Annotated in this window: 16 protein-coding genes; 8 read left to right on the top strand and 8 right to left on the bottom strand. The window is 66.9% G+C overall.

Annotated features, from left to right (window positions below; translation table 11 throughout):
- Positions 1-7: 7 nt before the first annotated feature.
- A complete protein-coding gene (locus tag CFOUR_RS01090; RefSeq protein WP_290179669.1) occupies positions 8-1,003 on the bottom strand; it encodes a DUF308 domain-containing protein in 996 nt (331 codons plus the stop codon).
- A 15-nt stretch (positions 1,004-1,018) separates the two neighbouring features.
- On the bottom strand, positions 1,019-1,969 hold the full coding sequence (locus CFOUR_RS01085; RefSeq protein ID WP_085958346.1) for a Ppx/GppA family phosphatase: 951 nt from the start codon (positions 1,967-1,969) through the stop codon (positions 1,019-1,021).
- Between the two features lie 33 nt (positions 1,970-2,002).
- On the opposite strand from CFOUR_RS01085, the gene CFOUR_RS01080 reads away from it, so the two are divergent.
- Positions 2,003-2,914 carry a DUF3109 family protein gene (locus tag CFOUR_RS01080; RefSeq protein ID WP_085956898.1) on the top strand — a complete coding sequence of 304 codons (912 nt, stop codon included), beginning with the start codon at positions 2,003-2,005 and terminating at the stop codon, positions 2,912-2,914.
- A gap of 33 nt (positions 2,915-2,947) precedes the next feature.
- On the opposite strand, the gene CFOUR_RS01075 is transcribed toward CFOUR_RS01080, so the two are convergent.
- The 3 genes from CFOUR_RS01075 to CFOUR_RS01065 are packed head-to-tail and all read right to left on the bottom strand — an operon-like array spanning position 2,948 to position 5,566.
- Positions 2,948-3,637, bottom strand: coding sequence for a response regulator (locus tag CFOUR_RS01075; protein ID WP_179154773.1), 690 nt, complete (start codon positions 3,635-3,637; stop codon positions 2,948-2,950).
- A 1-nt stretch (position 3,638) separates the two neighbouring features.
- Positions 3,639-4,808: a sensor histidine kinase gene (locus CFOUR_RS01070; protein ID WP_085956900.1), complete on the bottom strand. Its 1,170-nt coding sequence runs from the start codon at positions 4,806-4,808 to the stop codon at positions 3,639-3,641.
- An 11-nt stretch (positions 4,809-4,819) separates the two neighbouring features.
- Positions 4,820-5,566, bottom strand: coding sequence for a phosphoglyceromutase (locus tag CFOUR_RS01065; protein WP_085958347.1), 747 nt, complete (start codon positions 5,564-5,566; stop codon positions 4,820-4,822).
- 67 nt (positions 5,567-5,633) lie between these two features.
- Here CFOUR_RS01065 and CFOUR_RS01060 point away from each other — a divergent pair, with 67 nt between their 5' ends.
- Together CFOUR_RS01060 and CFOUR_RS01055 are read left to right on the top strand one after the other, a co-directional pair.
- Positions 5,634-6,740 (top strand): chymotrypsin family serine protease, encoded by a 1,107-nt coding sequence (locus tag CFOUR_RS01060; RefSeq protein WP_085956901.1) that lies wholly within the window; start codon positions 5,634-5,636, stop codon positions 6,738-6,740.
- A 269-nt stretch (positions 6,741-7,009) separates the two neighbouring features.
- On the top strand, positions 7,010-8,146 hold the full coding sequence (locus CFOUR_RS01055; protein WP_085956902.1) for a chymotrypsin family serine protease: 1,137 nt from the start codon (positions 7,010-7,012) through the stop codon (positions 8,144-8,146).
- 15 nt (positions 8,147-8,161) lie between these two features.
- On the opposite strand, the gene mshA is transcribed toward CFOUR_RS01055, so the two are convergent.
- Together mshA and CFOUR_RS01045 are read right to left on the bottom strand one after the other, a co-directional pair.
- On the bottom strand, positions 8,162-9,424 hold the full coding sequence (gene mshA / locus CFOUR_RS01050; RefSeq protein ID WP_290179665.1) for a D-inositol-3-phosphate glycosyltransferase: 1,263 nt from the start codon (positions 9,422-9,424) through the stop codon (positions 8,162-8,164).
- Between the two features lie 23 nt (positions 9,425-9,447).
- A complete protein-coding gene (locus CFOUR_RS01045) occupies positions 9,448-10,497 on the bottom strand; it encodes a MinD/ParA family ATP-binding protein (RefSeq protein ID WP_413540768.1) in 1,050 nt (349 codons plus the stop codon).
- A 147-nt stretch (positions 10,498-10,644) separates the two neighbouring features.
- Between CFOUR_RS01045 and CFOUR_RS01040 the strand changes: the two genes are divergently transcribed.
- Positions 10,645-12,339, top strand: a complete 1,695-nt coding sequence (locus tag CFOUR_RS01040; RefSeq protein WP_085956903.1) for a long-chain-fatty-acid--CoA ligase — start codon at positions 10,645-10,647, stop codon at positions 12,337-12,339.
- Positions 12,340-12,372: 33 nt separating this feature from the next.
- Positions 12,373-14,109, top strand: coding sequence for a long-chain-fatty-acid--CoA ligase (locus CFOUR_RS01035; protein WP_085958349.1), 1,737 nt, complete (start codon positions 12,373-12,375; stop codon positions 14,107-14,109).
- A gap of 165 nt (positions 14,110-14,274) precedes the next feature.
- On the opposite strand, the gene CFOUR_RS01030 is transcribed toward CFOUR_RS01035, so the two are convergent.
- Positions 14,275-15,276: a UDP-N-acetylmuramate dehydrogenase gene (locus CFOUR_RS01030; protein ID WP_230471748.1), complete on the bottom strand. Its 1,002-nt coding sequence runs from the start codon at positions 15,274-15,276 to the stop codon at positions 14,275-14,277.
- A 24-nt stretch (positions 15,277-15,300) separates the two neighbouring features.
- Between CFOUR_RS01030 and CFOUR_RS01025 the strand changes: the two genes are divergently transcribed.
- The 3 genes from CFOUR_RS01025 to CFOUR_RS01015 are packed head-to-tail and all read left to right on the top strand — an operon-like array spanning position 15,301 to position 17,418.
- The gene (locus CFOUR_RS01025; RefSeq protein WP_085956904.1) at positions 15,301-15,792 is read left to right on the top strand and encodes a DUF2505 domain-containing protein; all 492 of its coding nucleotides are present in this window, start codon (positions 15,301-15,303) and stop codon (positions 15,790-15,792) included.
- Positions 15,793-15,848: 56 nt separating this feature from the next.
- On the top strand, positions 15,849-16,601 hold the full coding sequence (locus CFOUR_RS01020) for a class I SAM-dependent methyltransferase (RefSeq protein WP_290179663.1): 753 nt from the start codon (positions 15,849-15,851) through the stop codon (positions 16,599-16,601).
- Between the two features lie 10 nt (positions 16,602-16,611).
- Complete coding sequence (locus tag CFOUR_RS01015; protein ID WP_085956906.1) at positions 16,612-17,418, top strand: LmeA family phospholipid-binding protein; 807 nt, start codon at positions 16,612-16,614, stop codon at positions 17,416-17,418.
- Positions 17,419-17,421: the final 3 nt, after the last annotated feature.

Below are 17,421 nucleotides of genomic sequence, written 5' to 3'. Positions count from 1 at the left end.
TGTGCTATTACAGCAGGGACGGGCCGAACGCGATAACCGCGGCGGCCAGACCAGCGATGGTCATGGTGATCTTGTCGCGGTTGCTTCCAAGCGCGCCGACGGCTGCCACGACGCCAGCGATGAGGGCGATGCCCAGCAGCACCGCCACAATCGTCATGATGTTGGCCCACAGCCACTTAAACGCCAGGAACCCCAGCACGCCCAGCAGCACGCCGAAGAACACCAGCAGGACCAGCAGGATCGGGTTGACGGATGCCTCCTCAACCTCGTAATCGCCCACCTCATCGAGCTCGGCGGCGGGCTCGTCGAAGATGTCCTTCTCCGCGCGCTGCGGCTCCGGGGCGTCCACGGCACGGATCTCGTTGGTGTCGTCCGGCTGCGCGGTCGCGCGCTGCGCCTCCGGCTTGGCTTCAACCTTGCGCAGCACCGTGGTCTCGTCGGCGGCCGGCGCCGCAGCTGCCGCAGCTGGCGCTGCGGCGGGCTTGGGGGCGGCGGGAGCTGCGGCTGGCGCCGCGGCAGGTTTCGGCGCCTCCGGCTTCGCGGCCGGGCGCAGCTTCACAGACTCGCCCTGCGCGGGCTTGGCTGCGGCGGGCTTCGCCTCAGCTTGCTTCACCTCAACCTGCTTCACCTCAGCTGGGGCGTCCTCGGCACGCTTCGGCGCGGCCGGTTGCGCCTTGTCCGGCTTCGCCGGGACATGCGTGACTTCCACCCGCTTGGACTGCCCCGCCTGAGCATTCGAGGCGGCAGGTGCTGCGTCTGCCGGCTGAGCCGCGGCGGGCTTGGGGGTCTTTTTGGAGGTATCCGAAGGTGCGTCGATAGGCACGCTGGAGTGCTTCACCTCGGCCGGCTTGACGTCGACCTTCTTAAAGGAGTCCGTCAGCTCGGCGACAGAAACGCCACCGTCCTCGAGGCTGCGGCGACGGCGCGGGCGGCGCTCGCCGGACGGGTTTTCCTTCTCAGCGCGCGCGAGGAGCTCGGCAACAGTGAGCTGCTTGTCGGCCATGAGTTGTCGTCTCCTTTATCGGCTCGTTTTTTCGGTGCCCAGGGATCCCTGGTCGATGCGTTTCAAGATCACGCCCTCGCGCAAGGCCCACGGACAGATCTCTAACTTATCAACATTCAACGCGCGCATCGCAGCCTCCGCCACCAACGCACCTGCGACGATCTGGTGGGAGCGGTCCGAGTTGATGCCCTCGAGCTCCGCACGGTCCGCCGCCGTCATGCGGGAAATGAACGCGATGAGCTGACGCAGACCCGGCGCGGTCAGCGTGCGCTTCACAAACGGACCCGCGGACGAGGGGGCGGCACCCGTCAGACGCGCCAGGGAGCGGAAGGTCTTGGAGGTGCCCACAGCCAGGCCGGTCTCCCCCATCGCCTTGAACTGCTCCGCCGGGCCCGCAAGCTCCGCATCGATGTAATCGCGCAGCATATTGATCTTCTTACGCTCCGGCGGGTCGGTGTCGAACCACTCGTGGGTCAACCGGCCCGCGCCCAGATCCAGCGAGACTGCCAGGTCCGGCATCTCCTCAGTGCCCGAGGAGATCTCTAGGGAACCGCCGCCGATGTCGAAGTTGGTGAGGCGGCCGGCGGACCAGCCGTGCCAGCGGCGCGCAGCCAAGAAGGTCAGGCGCGCTTCTTCCTCGCCGGAGAGAATGTTCAGGCGCACCCCCGTCTTCTTCTCCACGCGCTTGAGCACGTCCTCGGAGTTGGTTGCGGAGCGCACCGCGGAGGTGGCAAACGCAACCAGCTCTTCGCACTTGAGGTTGTCCGCGAGGTCGGATGCCTCCTGGACAGCGTCGACAAGCTTGTCCACGCCCTTGTCCTCAATATTGCCCTTTTTATCCAGCAACTCCACAAGACGCAGCGGTTGCTTCCAATCGCTCATCGGCGTCGGCCTGCTACCGCTGTACGCGTCGACCGCCACGAGATGGATCGTGTTGCTGCCGACATCTAATACACCTAATCGCACCACCCCAGGGTAACGGGTCTACCGTGTCGAGGTGTGAATCAACCAGCCCCGAAACCCGTTTTTCTCGGCTTCCCCGCGGACTCACCCGCCGGCCGCTCCATCCTGGCGGGGCGCGAAACCCGCCCAGACTTCCCCCGCGAATGGTTCGAATTCGTCCACCCGGACGACCCGACGCACATCTTCTCCATCGATCTGACGTGGGCGGAATCCACCTGGTCCTGCCGCTTCGGCACCCCCGAGTGCCACGGCATCGACGAGTCCAACCCGGCGGTGGGCTGCTGCATCCACGGCGCCTACATCGCCGACGAGGAAGACCGCGACACCGTCTACAACGCCGTCAAGGAGATGCCGGCGAAATTCTGGCAACTGCGCCCCGCGGATACGGACGCCTACTTCGCCGCGAACGACCCCACCTGGCTCGAGCCGTGGCTGGAGTGGGACGAAGACGACGCCATGGAGGCCGACCCGGAAGACGAGGAGGCCGGCCCCCACATCAAGACCAAGGTCGTGGACGGCGCCTGCATCTTTGCCAACCGCCCCGGCCACCCGACCGGCGCCGGCTGCGCGTTCCACCAGTTCGCCATGGCTGAAGGCCGCAACATCGTCGGCACGAAGCCGGAAGTGTGCTGGCAAGTGCCGTTTTCGCGCGAGGACGCGTGGGAGGAGCGCTCAGACGGCCAAGAGATCCTGCGCACCACCATCGGCGAGTACCACCGCCGTCAGTGGGGCGGCGGCGGCGAAGACTTCGACTGGTGGTGTACCTCCGCGCCCGCCTGCCACACCGGCGGCACGCCGATTTGGCAATCCATGAAAGACGAGCTCATCGCGCTGATCGGGGAAAAGCCGTACGGTGTCGTGGCAACGCACTGCGAGAAGCGCTCGCAGCTTGACCGCGACCTCCGAGCCCCCCACCCCGCCACTCGCGCCGCGCACGAGACGCCCTAAGCGCTCCCGCGGCGGCACCGGCGAGAGGTGTTTTTAGGCCTCGAACTTGTAGCCCAAGCCGCGCACGGTGACCAGCTGGGTCGGGCGCGACGGCTCTGCCTCGATTTTGGTGCGCAGGCGCTTGACGTGCACGTCCAGGGTTTTGGTGTCGCCGACGTAATCGGCGCCCCAGATCCGGTCGATGAGCTGGCCGCGAGTGAGCACACGCCCCGCGTTGCGCATGAGGTACTCCAGCAGGTCGAACTCTTTGAGCGGCATGGGCACCGGCTGGCCGTCCACCATCACGGTGTGGCGCTCCACGTCCATGGTCACGCGCCCGCCCTGCAGCAGCTGCTCGTCGGCTTCCTCGACCGTCTCGGTTTCCGGGCCGCGGCGCAGCACGGCGCGGATGCGGGCGACCAGCTCGCGGGTGGAGTACGGCTTAGTTACGTAATCGTCCGCGCCGAGCTCCAGGCCCACGACCTTGTCAATCTCACTGTCGCGGGCGGTGACCATGATGATGGGCACCGACGACTCGGCGCGCAGCTTCTTGCACACCTCGGTGCCGCTCATGCCCGGCAGCATGAGGTCCAGCAGGACCAAGTCGATGTTGTGGGACCCGAACAGGTCCAGCCCTGTCTGCCCATCCGCGGCTACTACTGCCTCAAAGCCTTCCTTGCGCAACAGGTAGGCCAAGGGGTCTGACAGCGATTCCTCGTCTTCAACGATGAGAATGGTCGTCACTTCACTCTTCCTTTTCTGTTCTGCCGGCGGCTTCGGGGTCGTAGAGGGGCAGCTCGATGGTGAACGTGGAGCCCGTCCCAGGCCTCGACCACAACGTAATGCTACCGCCATGGTTTGCCACCACGTGCTTGACAATGGCCAAACCCAAACCGGTGCCGCCCGTGGAGCGCGAGCGCGCCTTATCCACGCGGTAAAAACGCTCGAACACGCGCTTTTGGTCCTCCGGCGCGATGCCGATGCCGCGGTCGGTCACACGGATGAGCACGACGTTGTCTCGCACCAGCTTCTGCGTCACGCTCACCGGTTGCCCGTTTGGCGAATAGTTGATCGCGTTGGTGATCAGGTTGGACACCGCCACGGTAAGCAGCGCGCGGTCGGCCATCACACGCAGGCCTGAATACTTGCCCCGGGTCAGTTCAATGCCGTGGTTTTCCGCCTTGACCAGGTTGCGCGCCACCGCGTCGTCGACGATGTCGTCCACCCGCACCGGCGCCATGTCAGGCAGCGCCTCGGCGCCCTGCAGCTTGGACAGGTTGATCAGATCCGTGATCATCTCCCCCATGCGGCGCGCCTCTTTGTGCAGCTTGGTGCCGAAGTACTCCACCATCTCCGGGTCCGTGGGGTCCTGCAGCAGCGCCTCCGCCAGCAGGGCGATGCCGCCCACCGGCGTTTTCAGCTCGTGGGAGACGTTGGCCACGAAGTCGCGCCTTGCGCTTTCCATGCGCACGTTTTCACTCTCGTCGCTGCCGTAGACGATGGCGTAGGAGTTGTCCGTCAACGTCAGCGGGGCAACCAAGGCGCGCACGTTCCGGATCCGGCTGCCGGTGGTGCGCTGCGGCAGGTCCAGGTCGAGCACGTGCTCATCTTGGCTCTCCAGCACCTCTTCGACCACCTCGAGCACGCGTGGGTTGACGCTGCCGTCGTGCACCAGCGACATGTCGTGGGCGCGCGCGTTGGACAGCATCACGTTGCCGCGGCGGTTGATCACCGCGATGCCGGTGGGCGAGCCCTGGGTGACCAAGTGCAGCACCTGGTTGACGGTGCTCACCCCGGAGTCTTCGCCGCTGTCCACGGCAAGGTTGCGGGCACGCCAGCGAAGCGCCCGCTGGCCAAGCAGCACAGCGGGCACGGTCAGCGCGGCGCCGACAAGGAAGGCGAGAATCGGCGTCACGTGGACGGCTTCTACTTCTGGCCCTGGTTGGCCACCGCAGCGGCGCCGGCCTTAGCGGCCTCCGGGTCCAGGTAGGTGCCGCCCGGGTTGAGCACCTTGCCGTTTTCGTCGATCTCGTAGACCAGCGGCATGCCGGTGGGGATGTTCAGCCCGGCGATGTCCTCGTCCGAGATGTTGTCCAGGTACTTCACCAAAGCGCGCAGGGAGTTGCCGTGCGCGGCGATCATCACGTTCTTGCCGGCCATAGCCTGCGGCGCGATGACGTCGATGTAGTACGGCAGGAAACGCTCCACCACGTCTTTGAGGCACTCGGTGCGCGGCACCTCGGGCAGGAAGGCGTAGCGCGGGTCGTTGGTCTGCGCGTACTGGTTGTCGGTGTCAATCTCCGGCGGCGGGGTGTCGTAGGAGCGGCGCCACTCCATGAACTGCTCCTCGCCGAACTCCTCGCGGATCTCCGCCTTGTTCAGGCCCTGCAGTTTGCCGTAGTGGCGCTCGTTGAGGCGCCAGTTGCGCTCCACCGGGATCCAGTGGCGGTCCGCGGCGTTGAGCGCGATATTTGCGGTGCGGATGGCGCGGCGCAGCAGCGAGGTAAACAGCACGTCCGGCAGGACGTCCTTGTCCACTAAGAGCTTGCCGGCGTTGACCGCCTCGGCCTCGCCCTGTTCGGTGAGGTCCACGTCCACCCAGCCGGTGAACTGGTTCGACTTATTCCACTCGCTCTGCCCGTGGCGCACGAGAATCAGCTTTCCGTTACCCATGCCTTCAAGCATGCCACGGATGGTGCAACGAGTCGGCCGTTACGGGGCGGGTTTAGGGTCTAAAGGCATGAGCAAAACTTCCCTTCCCGCCACTTTCGCCGCCGCCTGCGTCGCTCTCGGCGCCCTGACCGCACCTTCCGCAGCTGCTGCCCCGGCACTGGCCGCGCCCGGCGCGCCGATTGCCATGCAGTTCAACGACTCCGATTCTTTCGCCCACACCGCCCGCTGCAGCCAGGGACCGGCGGGCACCGTACGCACTCCTGACGGGCACACGCAGCAGGTGATGGTTACCGCGGCCCACTGCTTCGAGTCCAAGAGCAAAACCGTCTTGCCGGTCGTGTTCGCGCCGGTGCGCGAAGGCGGCGGAGTGCAGTACCCGCGCGTGGGCGCCGTGGACAAACAGCGCACACCCTTCGAGATCGGCAATGGCGAGCTGATGGATTTCTACCGCATCATCGACGAGCCGGACTGGGCAATGGTGCGTCTGGACCAAGGGGTGGACGCATCCGGCACCTCCACCTCCCGGGACCAGAAGGGCCGCGGCCCGTCTTCCCCTGTGGCAATTACCGGGGTGAAGGACTACCGCAACCTGCGCGCAGACGAACTGATCAGCTTCGACAACGCCGGCGAGCCGGTGTGCAAGGACGGTATGCGCACCGGCCGCTCCTGCGGCGTGCAAATGTTTCGCACTCAGAACTTCGTGTGGCACTTCGGCGTGGGCTACGAGCCCGGGGATTCCGGCGGCATCAACTACGACCCGCGCACGGGCGAGGCTGTGGGATTGAGCATCATCGGCTTCGGCCCGCTGGGTAATTCGCAGCAGGTGGACAGGGCGGTTGAGGACGCCTACGGCATTCCCGACGGCCAGGTCAACCAAGCGTTCACCCCGGCTGCGCCGGCCGACCGGGCTGATTTCGCGCCGCTGTACGAGGAGGTCGCGCAGTCTTCCCCGCAGGCTCCGGAAACGGTCGACGGCCCGCAGCCGCGTGAGATGCTGGACAACGCCGTGATGGGCGCCCAAGCCGATGCGGCGCAACTGAGCGCGGAGGCGGCGCAGCTGCCGTCCGCCCCCAATCCGGTTGCGGCGGCCCAGGATCTGGCCGGCCGCGCGGACGCGGCGGCGCGGGGCCGAGCAGGCGAGGTACGCGCGGCCATCGACGAGTACTTGCGCTAGACCACCCCCATTTTTTCGCCGCCCAAAAATTGCGGATCGCAGCGGTTATGCTCGAAGTATGCGAAACCCTGTACTGCTTACCGCCTCGACATTGGTGGCATCTTTGGCATGGGTGGCGGCTGCCCCAGCGCACTCCGCACCGCAGAAGACGCCCTTCGGGGCGCACTGAGCCCGGACGAGGCTGCCCGCCGTGCAGATAGGCGCATCAACGAGGTCGGCCTGTGGGGCGGGCTCGTAATAGAAGAAAAATTCGGAATCGGAGGATAACCATGAAAAAGACGCGTTTCTTGGCCGCCGCCGCGGCGCTACTGCTCACCCCGGCCCTGGCCGTCCCAGCCGCAGCGGCCGAGCCGGCACTCGCCGCCCCCGGCGCTCCGTTCCGCAGCTTCCCGGAGAAAGCACCTGAGACGATGACTCTGCCCAGCGGCGACGAGCTGAAGGTCTCGCCGATGGCTTGGCTGCGCACCTGCACCCAGGGCCCGACCGGCACCGTGCGCACGATGGAAGGCGACACGCAGCGTGTGATGCTGACCGCCTCCCACTGCATCAACACGACCCCCGGCTTGCCGCCGATCAAAAACGAGTTTTCCGTGCCAGTAGACGGCAAGTACCCGCGCATCGGCGAGCGCATCGCCTCCAACGACCTCAAGCCCGGCGCGATCGACCTGTCCGATCCGATGGAGAGCATCCGCACTGCGGACTGGGGCATCATGCGCATCGACGACAACGTCTCCGCCACCAACATCTCCAATTCGCGCGACTACAACGGCGGCAACGCAGGCGAGCCTGTGGCACTGAGCGGGATCAAGGACTACCGCACCCTGCAGCCCGGCGAGGTCTCGGCGGACAACTTCGGCCAGCCCATCTGCAAGGACGGCTCGACCTCCGGGCGCAACTGCGCCACCCAGATCGGGCGCACCCGAAACGGCGTGTGGAGCTGGGGGTTGAGCTACCAGCATGGCGACTCCGGCGGTGTGAATTTCGACCCGCGAGACAACTCCATCATCGGTGTCAGCTCCATGACGCTCGGCCCGCTCGGCAAGGCCCAGCCGGCGGACCGGATCCTCGAGGACGCCTACGGCATCCCCGACGGCCAGGTCAACGAGCACTTCACTCTGCCCGATTCCTCCGCCCCGCGCGCCGAGTTCGGCATCACCGCGGACGAGGAAAAGCAGGTGAGCCAGCAGATCGACGAGCTCAACCCGGACTTTGAGCTGCCAGAGCCGCGCGGGAAGCTCCAGGAGGCAGTGGGCAACGCGCAGCAAGACGCCGCCGCGTTGGCGGACAAGGCGACCCACGGCCAATTCAACCCGGCCGAGGTGGAGCAGGCGGTGGGACACCACTCCGAGCAGATCGGGTTCTGGCTCGGCGCTTCAGCCGCCCAGGAGATCACCAACCACCTGTAGTAGCGCCTCAGCCCGCTACATCCCTCCGGCGTCCCGGGTGGCCTCACCCGGGACGTACCCGTCGAGGGTGCCGGCGTAGACGCTGAGCAGCTGCTCCGCCGAGGCGGACCAGCTAAACGCCTTGGCGTGGGCGACAGCCGATTCGCCCATGCGGATGCGCGTTTCGTCGTCGATAAGCAACTGCTCCAACGCCTCCACCCACTCGGGCGTGCCGTGGCCCGCGACGAGCAGCCCGGTCTCCCCGTCCGCGACGGCCAGTGGCAAACCTCCGACGCGCGCGGCGATGACCGGCGTGCCCGCGGCCTGCGCCTCCACCGCGACAAGGCCGAAGCTCTCGTTGTAGCTGGGCACCGCGACAATGTCCGCGGCCTGGTAGATGCTGACCAACTCCTCCGGTGGGCGCGGACCCAGAAAGCGCGTGCAGCCGCCAATGCCCTCCTCGGCGGCGAGCTGGCGGTAGCGCTCCACCGACGAGCCCGCCCCACTCGCCCCGCCGCAGATGATGACCCGCAGCGGGCCCTCGACGCGGCCGCGGCGGACCACCTCCCCCATCGCGCGCAGGAGCACCTGGGGGCCCTTGAACTCCTGCAGCCGGCCCACAAACGCGACCACCTTCGCGTGCAGCGGAATGCCCAGGTGGCGCCGTGCGAGCTCCGTGTTGCGGTTCGTGCCCGGGGTGAACAGATCCGTGTCCGCACCTGGGCTGACCACGGAGATCTTGGCCGGATCGACGTCGTAGAAGCGGGCCAGCTCGCTCGTTTCATCCTCGGTGTTGACCACCAGCGTTTCAGCGTTGTCCACCAGCTGCTGTTCGCAGATGCGCCGGGCCTCCGACTCCGAGGCATCCGTGCTGTAGGCGTTTTTCACCGCCGCCCACGTATGCCCGGTGTGCACCAGCGGAATGCCCGCCAGATCCGCGAGCAGCCAACCCACCTGGCCGGACAGCCAGTAGTGGGAGTGGATGAGGTCGTATGCCAAACCGTTCGCGCGGACAAACTGCACCACCCCGCCGGAAAACGCGGCCAGCTGAGTGGGCAGGTCGTGCTTTTCCAGCCCTTCGTAGGGCCCGGCCACCACGTTGACCACCCGGTAGCCGGGCTCGACGTGAACCACCTCGCCCTGGCTGGGCCGGGTCGCGCGGGTGAACACATCCACCTCCACGCCCTTGCGGGCCAGCTGGGTGGCGGTGTTGTGGACGTAGACGTTCATGCCACCCGCGTCGCCGGTTCCCGGCTGCTCAAGCGGGGAGGTGTGCATGGAAATCATGGCGACGCGCATGCGGGCCAGACTAGCGCGCCGGGCTAGCAGGCAGCGTGGCGGTGCCAGGAACCGAAGTCCGTGGCGACCGTCGCCGCGAGGTGCTGGTAGGCCTTCAGCGTCGCCGGGGCCATGCGCTCCAGGTCCACCACCGCGCCTTCCGCCAGGTGGCGGTCGTACGGGATGGTGTGCACGGCCCGGGTGCGCGACGCGAAGTGCTCGGCGACCTTATCCATGTCGATGGTCGGCTTGCCGGGCGCGGACGCCGAAACCACCACCACGGCGTTGGCGGCGAGCTGGTCGTAGCCGTGCAGGTTGAGCCAGTCCAGGGTCGCGGAGGCGGACTGCGCGCCGTCGAGCGCGGGCGAGGTGACCAGCACGAGCGTGTTGGCCAAGTCGAGCACGCCCGCCATGGCGGAGTGCATCAAACCGGTGCCGCAATCGGTGAGCATGACGTTGTAGTGGTGCTGCAGGATGTCGATGGCGCAGCGGTAGTCGTGCTCCGAAAACGCCTCGCTGACTGCCGGGTCGCGCTCAGAACCGATGACCTCCAGGCGGGACGAGGCCTGGTTGGTGTAGGCGCGCACCTGCGGGTAGCGGTCCGTGTCGGGGGCTTGCAGCAGGTCGCGGATGGTTGCCGGCGGCGCGGTGGCGGCGCGCTGGGCGAGCGTGCCCAAGTCCGGGTTGGCGTCAATGGCGATGACGCGGTCGCCACGGGTCTGCGCGAACACCCCGCCGAGTGCCACCGTGGTGGTGGTCTTGCCCACCCCGCCCTTCAGGCTCATCACGGCGATGCGGTAGTCCCCGCGCAGCGGCGCCCGGATGGCGCCAAAAAGCTGCTGCTGCTCGAGTTCCTTGCGCGATCCGCCGGGGTTGATACGGCCGCGGCTGGCGGAGTGGACAAGCTTGCGCCAGCCCTGTTTCGGCGGCGCCTTCACCGGGTCGACCAGGTTGGACTGGTCCAGCACCGCAGGCGGCCGAAGCTCAAGTTCCTGCATTCTCGCAGGCTCGAATGAGGTGGTGGAAGCAGCCCCGGCAGTGCCGGAAGCGGCATCAGAAACGGTGCCGTAGGACGGCTCGAAATAGGTGGTCATGATTCCCCCAGAAATCCCCCGTTGACGTGTTCGCGCCACAGCCTAAAACAAACCTTCCGCCCGCGCAGTGCAACGAACTTACCCATCCGTAGGTTACACTTGTCGCTAATTGGTTTTACGCACCTAACAATGCAGGAGGAGCACCCCGTGGGAGCGTTTGAGAACAAGGCTTGGATCGACCACTACGCGGCGTGGACCAACCCGGTACCGGACACGGGCACAGACACGCTGGTCAGCTGGTTCAACCAGGCCGTAGCGATGCAGCCGAACAGCGTGGCCACCTGGTTCATGGGCAAGACGCTGACCTACAGCCAACTCAACGAGCAAGTCACCCGCGCCGCCGCAGCACTCACGCAACTGGGCGTGCACCCCGGCGACCGCGTGGCGGTGGCGCTGCCGAACTGCCCGCAGCACGTCGTGGCTGTCACCGCCACCCTCCGCCTGGGCGCGACCGTGGTGGAGCACAACCCGCTCTACACCGCAGCGGAACTGCAGCCCCAGTTCCTCGACCACGGGGCGCGGGTAGCAATTGTCTTTGACAAGGTGGCGGGCACGTTTACGTCGTTAAGCAACAGCACCCCGCTTGAGACCGTGGTGGCCGTGAACATGCTCGACGAGGTCCCGCTGCACCTGCGCGCCGCGCTGCGCCTGCCCATCCCGCCGCTGACCAAGGCGCGCGCCGAGCTGACCGCGCCCGCACCCGGCGCGATTGCGTGGCGCGAATTCATGCGCACGCGCTCACGCTCCGTGCACTTCCCGCGGATCACCCAAGACATGGCAGCGTTCATCCTCTACACCTCCGGCACCTCCGGAAAGCCCAAAGGCGCGCCCCTGACGCACGGCAACATCGTCTCGGTGCTCAAGGCGGGCATGGAATGGCTGCACAACTGGGGCGCCGTGCGCGAAAAGGTGCTCGGCGTGCTGCCCATGTTCCACATCTACGGGCTGGCGCTGAACTACGCGCTGCCGCTGAGCATCGGCGCGGAAATGGTGCTCGTGGCAGCGCCGAAGCCGAAGCTGTACCAGGCCGCAATCACCAAAACGCGCCCCACGGTGCTGCCGGGCGTGCCCACGCTCTACGACAAGATCATCGATTGGGCTCTGGAGACCGACGCGGACCTCTCATCCATCCACACCTCCATCTCCGGCGCCTCCACGCTGCCGGTGGAGACAATCGAGCGCTGGGAAAACGCCACCGGCGGGCGGCTGATCGAGGGCTACGGGCTCACCGAGACCTCCCCCATCCTGGCGGGCAACCCGCTCGACGGCACGCGCCGCCCCGGCTACATCGGCCTGCCGTTTCCCAACACGGAAATCCGCATCGCCGACCCGCAGGACCCCGCGCGCACCATGCCCGACGGCGAACCGGGCGAGCTGCTCGCGCGCGGACCGCAAGTCTTTTCCGGCTACCTCAACAACCCCGAGGCCAACGAGCGCGCCTTCCACGACGGCTGGTTCCGCACCGGCGACATGGCGGTGATGGAGCCGGACGGGTGGATCAAGCTGGTCGCGCGCATCAAGGAAATGATCATCACCGGCGGCTTCAACGTCTACCCCGACGAGGTGGAGGGCGTGATGCGCAACCACCCGGACATCGACGACATCGCCGTCGTGGGCCGGCCCCGCACGGACGGCTCCGAGGATGTCGTCGCGTGCATCACGCTTGTCGACGGCTCCGCTCTCGACCCCGACGGCCTGAAAGACTTCGCCCGGCAGCGTCTGACCCGCTACAAGGTCCCGCGCGAGTTTTACCACTTCGACCAGCTCAAACGGGACCAAACCGGCAAGATCCGCCGGCGCGAGGTGCGCGACACTCTCCTGCAATTTCTTACGCAACCGTAGGTTACGGGCCGTTAAGGGCGTAGGGTGGTGCGCATGGCTCTCACCCCATCCAACGTGAACGACGAAAAGCCCTGGCTGCAGTACTACCCCGAGTGGACAGCCCACTCGCTGGAGTACGGCGACCACACCCTCGGCGAGCTGTATAAGGACAACCTCTCGCGCAATGTCTCGCGCATCGCCACGCGCTTCTTCGGGCGCACCCAGACCTTCGGCGAGCTCGACCGCGAGGTCCGCCGCGCCGCCGCCGGCCTGAAAGCCTTCGGCGTGCGCCCCGGCGACCGCGTGGCCATCATGCTGCCCAACTGCCCCCAGCACGTGGCCGCGTTTTTCGCCGTGCAGATGATCGGTGGCGTAGTGGTTGAGCACAACCCGCTCTACACCGCCCACGAGCTGCGCCCGCAGTTTTTGGACCACGGCGCCCGCATCGCCATCGTGTGGGACAAAGCAGCCGACACTCTGGAGAAGCTGCGCAAAGACACCGCACTGGAGACCGTGGTGAGCGTGAACATGACCAAGGCCATGCCACGCGCCCAGCAGCTCGCCCTGCGCATCCCCCTGCCCAAACTCCTGGAAGCCCGCGCGGCGCTGACCTCCACCAGCAAGAACACCTCCCTGCACACGGTGCCCTGGGAATCGCTGACCAGCTCCGCCATCGGTGGTTTAGGCACGGACCTGAACACCCCCGAAGAGGTCACCCCTGATTCAACCGCCGTGATCCTCTACACCTCCGGCACTACCGGCACCCCGAAAGGCGCTGCCCTGTCGCACCGCAACCTCATTGCCAACCCGCTGCAGGGCCAGGCGTGGGTCAAGGAGCTGCAGGAAGGCAACCAGCGCATGCTCGCCACCCTGCCGTTCTTCCACGCCTACGGCCTGACGTTCTCGTTGACGCTGACCATGCTCGTCGGCTCTGAGCTCGTGCTGCTGCCCGCCCCGAAGATGGACCTGATCATGAAGGCCATCCGCATCACCCCGCCGAGCTTCATCCCAGGCGTGCCCACCGTCTTCGAGCGCATCGTCACAACCGCGAAGAAGAAAAACGTGGATCTGTCCGACGTGAAGATCGGTTTCTCCGGCGCGTCCTCCCTGCCAGAAGACGTGATTGAGGAGTGGGAGCGCGCCACCGGCGGCCGCCTGGTGGAAGGCTACGGGCTCACCGAGACCTCCCCCATCATCGTGGGCAACCCCGAATCCGAAGACCGCCGCCCCGGCTACATCGGCATCCCCTTCCCCGACACGCAGATCCGCATTGTCAACCCCGACAACCCGGACGAGGACATGCCGTTCGGCGAGGCCGGCGAGATCCTGGCCAAAGGCCCCCAAGTCTTCAACGGCTACTTCAACAACCCCGAAGCGACCGAAAAGGTCTTCCACGACGGCTGGTTCCGCACCGGCGACATGGGGATCATGGAGGAAGACGGCTTTATCAAGCTGGTCTCGCGCATCAAGGAACTCATCATCACCGGCGGCTTCAACGTCTACCCGGCCGAGGTCGAGGCAGTCATCCGCACCCACAAGGACGTCGCGGATGTCGCCGTCGTGGGCCGCCCACGCCCGGACGGCTCCGAGGATGTCGTCGCGTGCATCGTGCTCAACGACGGCTCCGCTCTCGACCCCGAAGGCCTCAAAGACTTCGCCCGCGAGCGGCTGACCCGCTACAAGGTGCCCCGCACCTTCTACCACTTCGACGAGCTGGCGAAAGACCAGATGGGCAAGATCCGCCGCCGCGAGGTGCGCGAGGACCTGCTAAACAAGCTCAACGAGCGCTAGAGGCCGGGGCCTGCCTGGCCCCGGCCTCTGCCCCCGCCTCTGGCCCGCCCCGCCCCGAAAACCGGCTACCTACATCCGGCTACCAACACGAAAACGGCGTGGTAGCCGGATGTAGGTAGCCGGTTGTTGCGATCTGCGGTGATCGACCAGGCTAATGGCTGGCGCCTACAGCCCCACCCAGACGGGCTCGGGGTGCAGCTCCACCCCGAACGCCTCGCGCACCTGGTCCTGCACCCGGCGGGCCAGGTCGGCGATGTCGGCGGCGCGCGCCTTGCCCCGGTTCGTCAGCGCCAGAGTGTGCTTGGTGGACAGGCGCGCCGGCGCGTCCTCTCCGGGGAAGCCGCGGGGGCAGCCGGCGCGCTCGATGAGCCAGGCCGCGGAAAGCTTTTCCTGCCCGTCGCCGGCGGCGAAGCGAGGCATGCGGTCCTCGCCGACCTTGGCCTCGATTTCATCGGCGACGGCGGTGGGCACCACCGGGTTGGTAAAGAAAGAGCCAGCGGACCAGGTGTCGTGGTCGGCGACATCTAAGACCATGCCCTTGGCCCGGCGGGTGCCCAGGACAGACTCGCGGGCCTGCGCCAACGGCACGCGCTCGCCGCCGAGGTGGCGCAGCGGGATGGACAGGTCCGTCGCCTCGAGCTGCAGCTCGATTTCCAGCACCACCGCGCGGGAGGTGAACTTCAGGTTGGAGTAGCGGTACGCCAAGTCCAGCGACTCGGCGGAAACCCACTCGTCCGCGCCGGTCTCGCGGTTGTACAGGCGAACCCGGGTGAGCACGTCGGAGATCTCCGAGCCGTAGGCCCCCACATTTTGCACCGGTGTGGCGCCCGCGGAGCCGGGGATGCCGGAAAGTGCCTCGATGCCGCCGAGGCCGTGCTCCACGGCGGAGGCGACCACCTGGTCCCACTCGGTGCCGGCTTGGACGCGCAACCGGAGGTCGTCGACAAGCGAGATGCCTTCGTTGCGCACGAGCACGGCAGAGAGAGCAAGATCACCGTCGGCGACTAAGAGGTTGGATCCGCCGCCGACGATCAGCAGCGGATCCCGGTCGCGGTCGAGCTTGGCCACGGTCTCGGCGAGCTGCTCGGCGCTTAAGCACTCGTAGGCCGCGGCCGGGGTGCCGCCGACGCGCAGCGTGGTCAGGGAGGCGAATGATGGGTCAGTCACGTGGACAACGGTAGTCTGTGACCCATGACTGCACGTAGTGAGATCACTGTGACCATCAACCAGCCGATCGAGAAGGTCGCGCAGGCGTACAACACCCGCGAGTACTGGGAGTTCATCGCCGAGAAGCTCTCCCCGGAGCCGGGCGAGCTCAACGAGTTCGCGGACAACACCGCCACCTTGTTCGAGATTTTGCCCAAGTCCATCCTCCCGGAGGCCGCGCAGGCCATGGTCTCCCAGGACCTCAAGCTCAAGCGCGTGGTCACCGTGGGCGCGCTGGAGGGCGACTCCGCGAAGCACACCATGACCGGCGACGTGAAGGGTACCCCGGTGGACCTGGGTGCCGAGTACACCGCCACCCGCGACGGCGACGCCACCAAGCTGGACTACGAGCTCGAGGCCAAGGTGAACATCCCGTTCATGGGCGCCGCGCTGGAGCCGAAGGTGGCCGACGCTCTGGAGGAGATCGTGGAAAACGAGGCCAAGCTCACCGAGCAGTGGATTAGCGAGAACCTCTAATTCCCCACTACCACAACCTGCGCGCCACCCCGTCCGCGGCGGGAAAGCCCTACGGGGTGATCACCCGCGGCACCACGGGGGTCAACCGGCTGCGCAGGTCAGACCGCTGGACCCGCTTTCACCCGCGGGTCCAGTCTCTTTTGCGCGCCGCACAGCACCCGTTGGCGGTGGACGTGGGCTACGGCGCCTCACACACCACCACAGTGGAGTGGGCCGGCTGGCTGCGCCAGATCCGCCCCGACATCGAGGTGGTGGGCTTAGAAATCGATCCCGCCCGCGTGCTGCCGCCGCGCGACGGGGTGCGCTTCGAACTCGGCGGCTTCGAGCTGGCCGGCTACCGCCCCCACATCGTGCGCGCGTTCAATGTGCTGCGGCAGTACGACGTGGACCAGGTGCCGGACGTGTGGCGCACCGTCAGCGAGCGGCTGGCCCCAGGCGGCGTGTTCATCGAGGGCACCTGCGACGAGCTGGGTAGGCGGTGCGCATGGTTGCTTATCGACGCCTCCGGCCCCCAAACCCTCACCTTGTCCTGGGACCCGCACCACACCGCACGGCCTTCCGACGCGGCGGAGCGCCTGCCCAAGGCGCTGATTCACCGCAACGCCCCCGGCGAATCCATCCACACGTTCCTCACAGACGCGGACGCCGCCTGGGACCGCGCAAGCGGCTGGGAGCCCCACGGGCCGCGGGTGCGGTGGCGCCACGCCCTAGAAGAGCTGGCCCAAGACTGGCCCATCGCGCCCCAGCGGCGCCGCCTGCAGGACAACGCTGTCACTGTGGATTGGCTGGCAGTCGCTCCTGCTTCGTAGACTAGCCCGCATGAATCGCATGAGTACTGCGTGGAAAGTAGCCCTCTCCATCGTCGCGGCGGTGCTGCTGCTGTTTGCCGTGGCGGAGATAGGCATCCGTGCTTTCGTGGCCCACCAGGTCACCTCCCAGTCCCCGGAGGGCACCTCCGTGTCCTTCGGCGCCAGCCCCGTGACGTTCGGGCTGCTCAGCGGAAAGTTCCCCCACATGACCGTGGACCAGCAGTCCGACCTGCAGATCAACGGCGACCAGATCACCGGCACCCCGGCGTCTGTGGTGGACATGGACAATGTGCGCCTCAACGGCGGCGAGCCGGTGGCGGAGTCGCTGCGCCTGACCACTGAGCTGCCGAACGACTTCGTGCGCGCGATGCTGAACCAGCAGATCCAGCAGCAGATGGGCGACAGCTTCCTGGGCAACTTCATCACCGTCTCCGACGTGACTTCCAACCCGGACGACGGCACGTTCACCCTCGTGTTCACCTCGGGCGCGGCCGGCATCGAGCTGCAGCCGACCATGCAGGACGGCCAGCTGCAGCTCCAGGCCCGCAGCACCGAACTGTTCGGCTTTGAGCTGCCGGAGGAGGTCGCCTCCGCCATCAGCTCCGCCATGTCCCAGGGTGTCGCGCAGGAGGCCACGGGCGGAATGAACGTGGACGACTTCACGGTCGTCGACGGTGGCCTCCGAGTGAGCGTGTCGGGCGACAACGTCAATTTCAAGGAGCTGCAGGACATGCAGCAGGGCCAGCCAGGCCAGCAACCCCAACCGCAGTCGCAGGAGCAGCCCCAGCAACAGTCGGAGCCGGAGCTGCAGTCCTAGGCT

Source organism: Corynebacterium fournieri (genome assembly GCF_030408775.1).
Lineage (GTDB): Bacteria > Actinomycetota > Actinomycetes > Mycobacteriales > Mycobacteriaceae > Corynebacterium > Corynebacterium fournieri.
The sequence above is the reverse complement of the archived record's forward strand: the minus strand, read 5'-3'. Positions and strand labels throughout refer to the sequence as shown.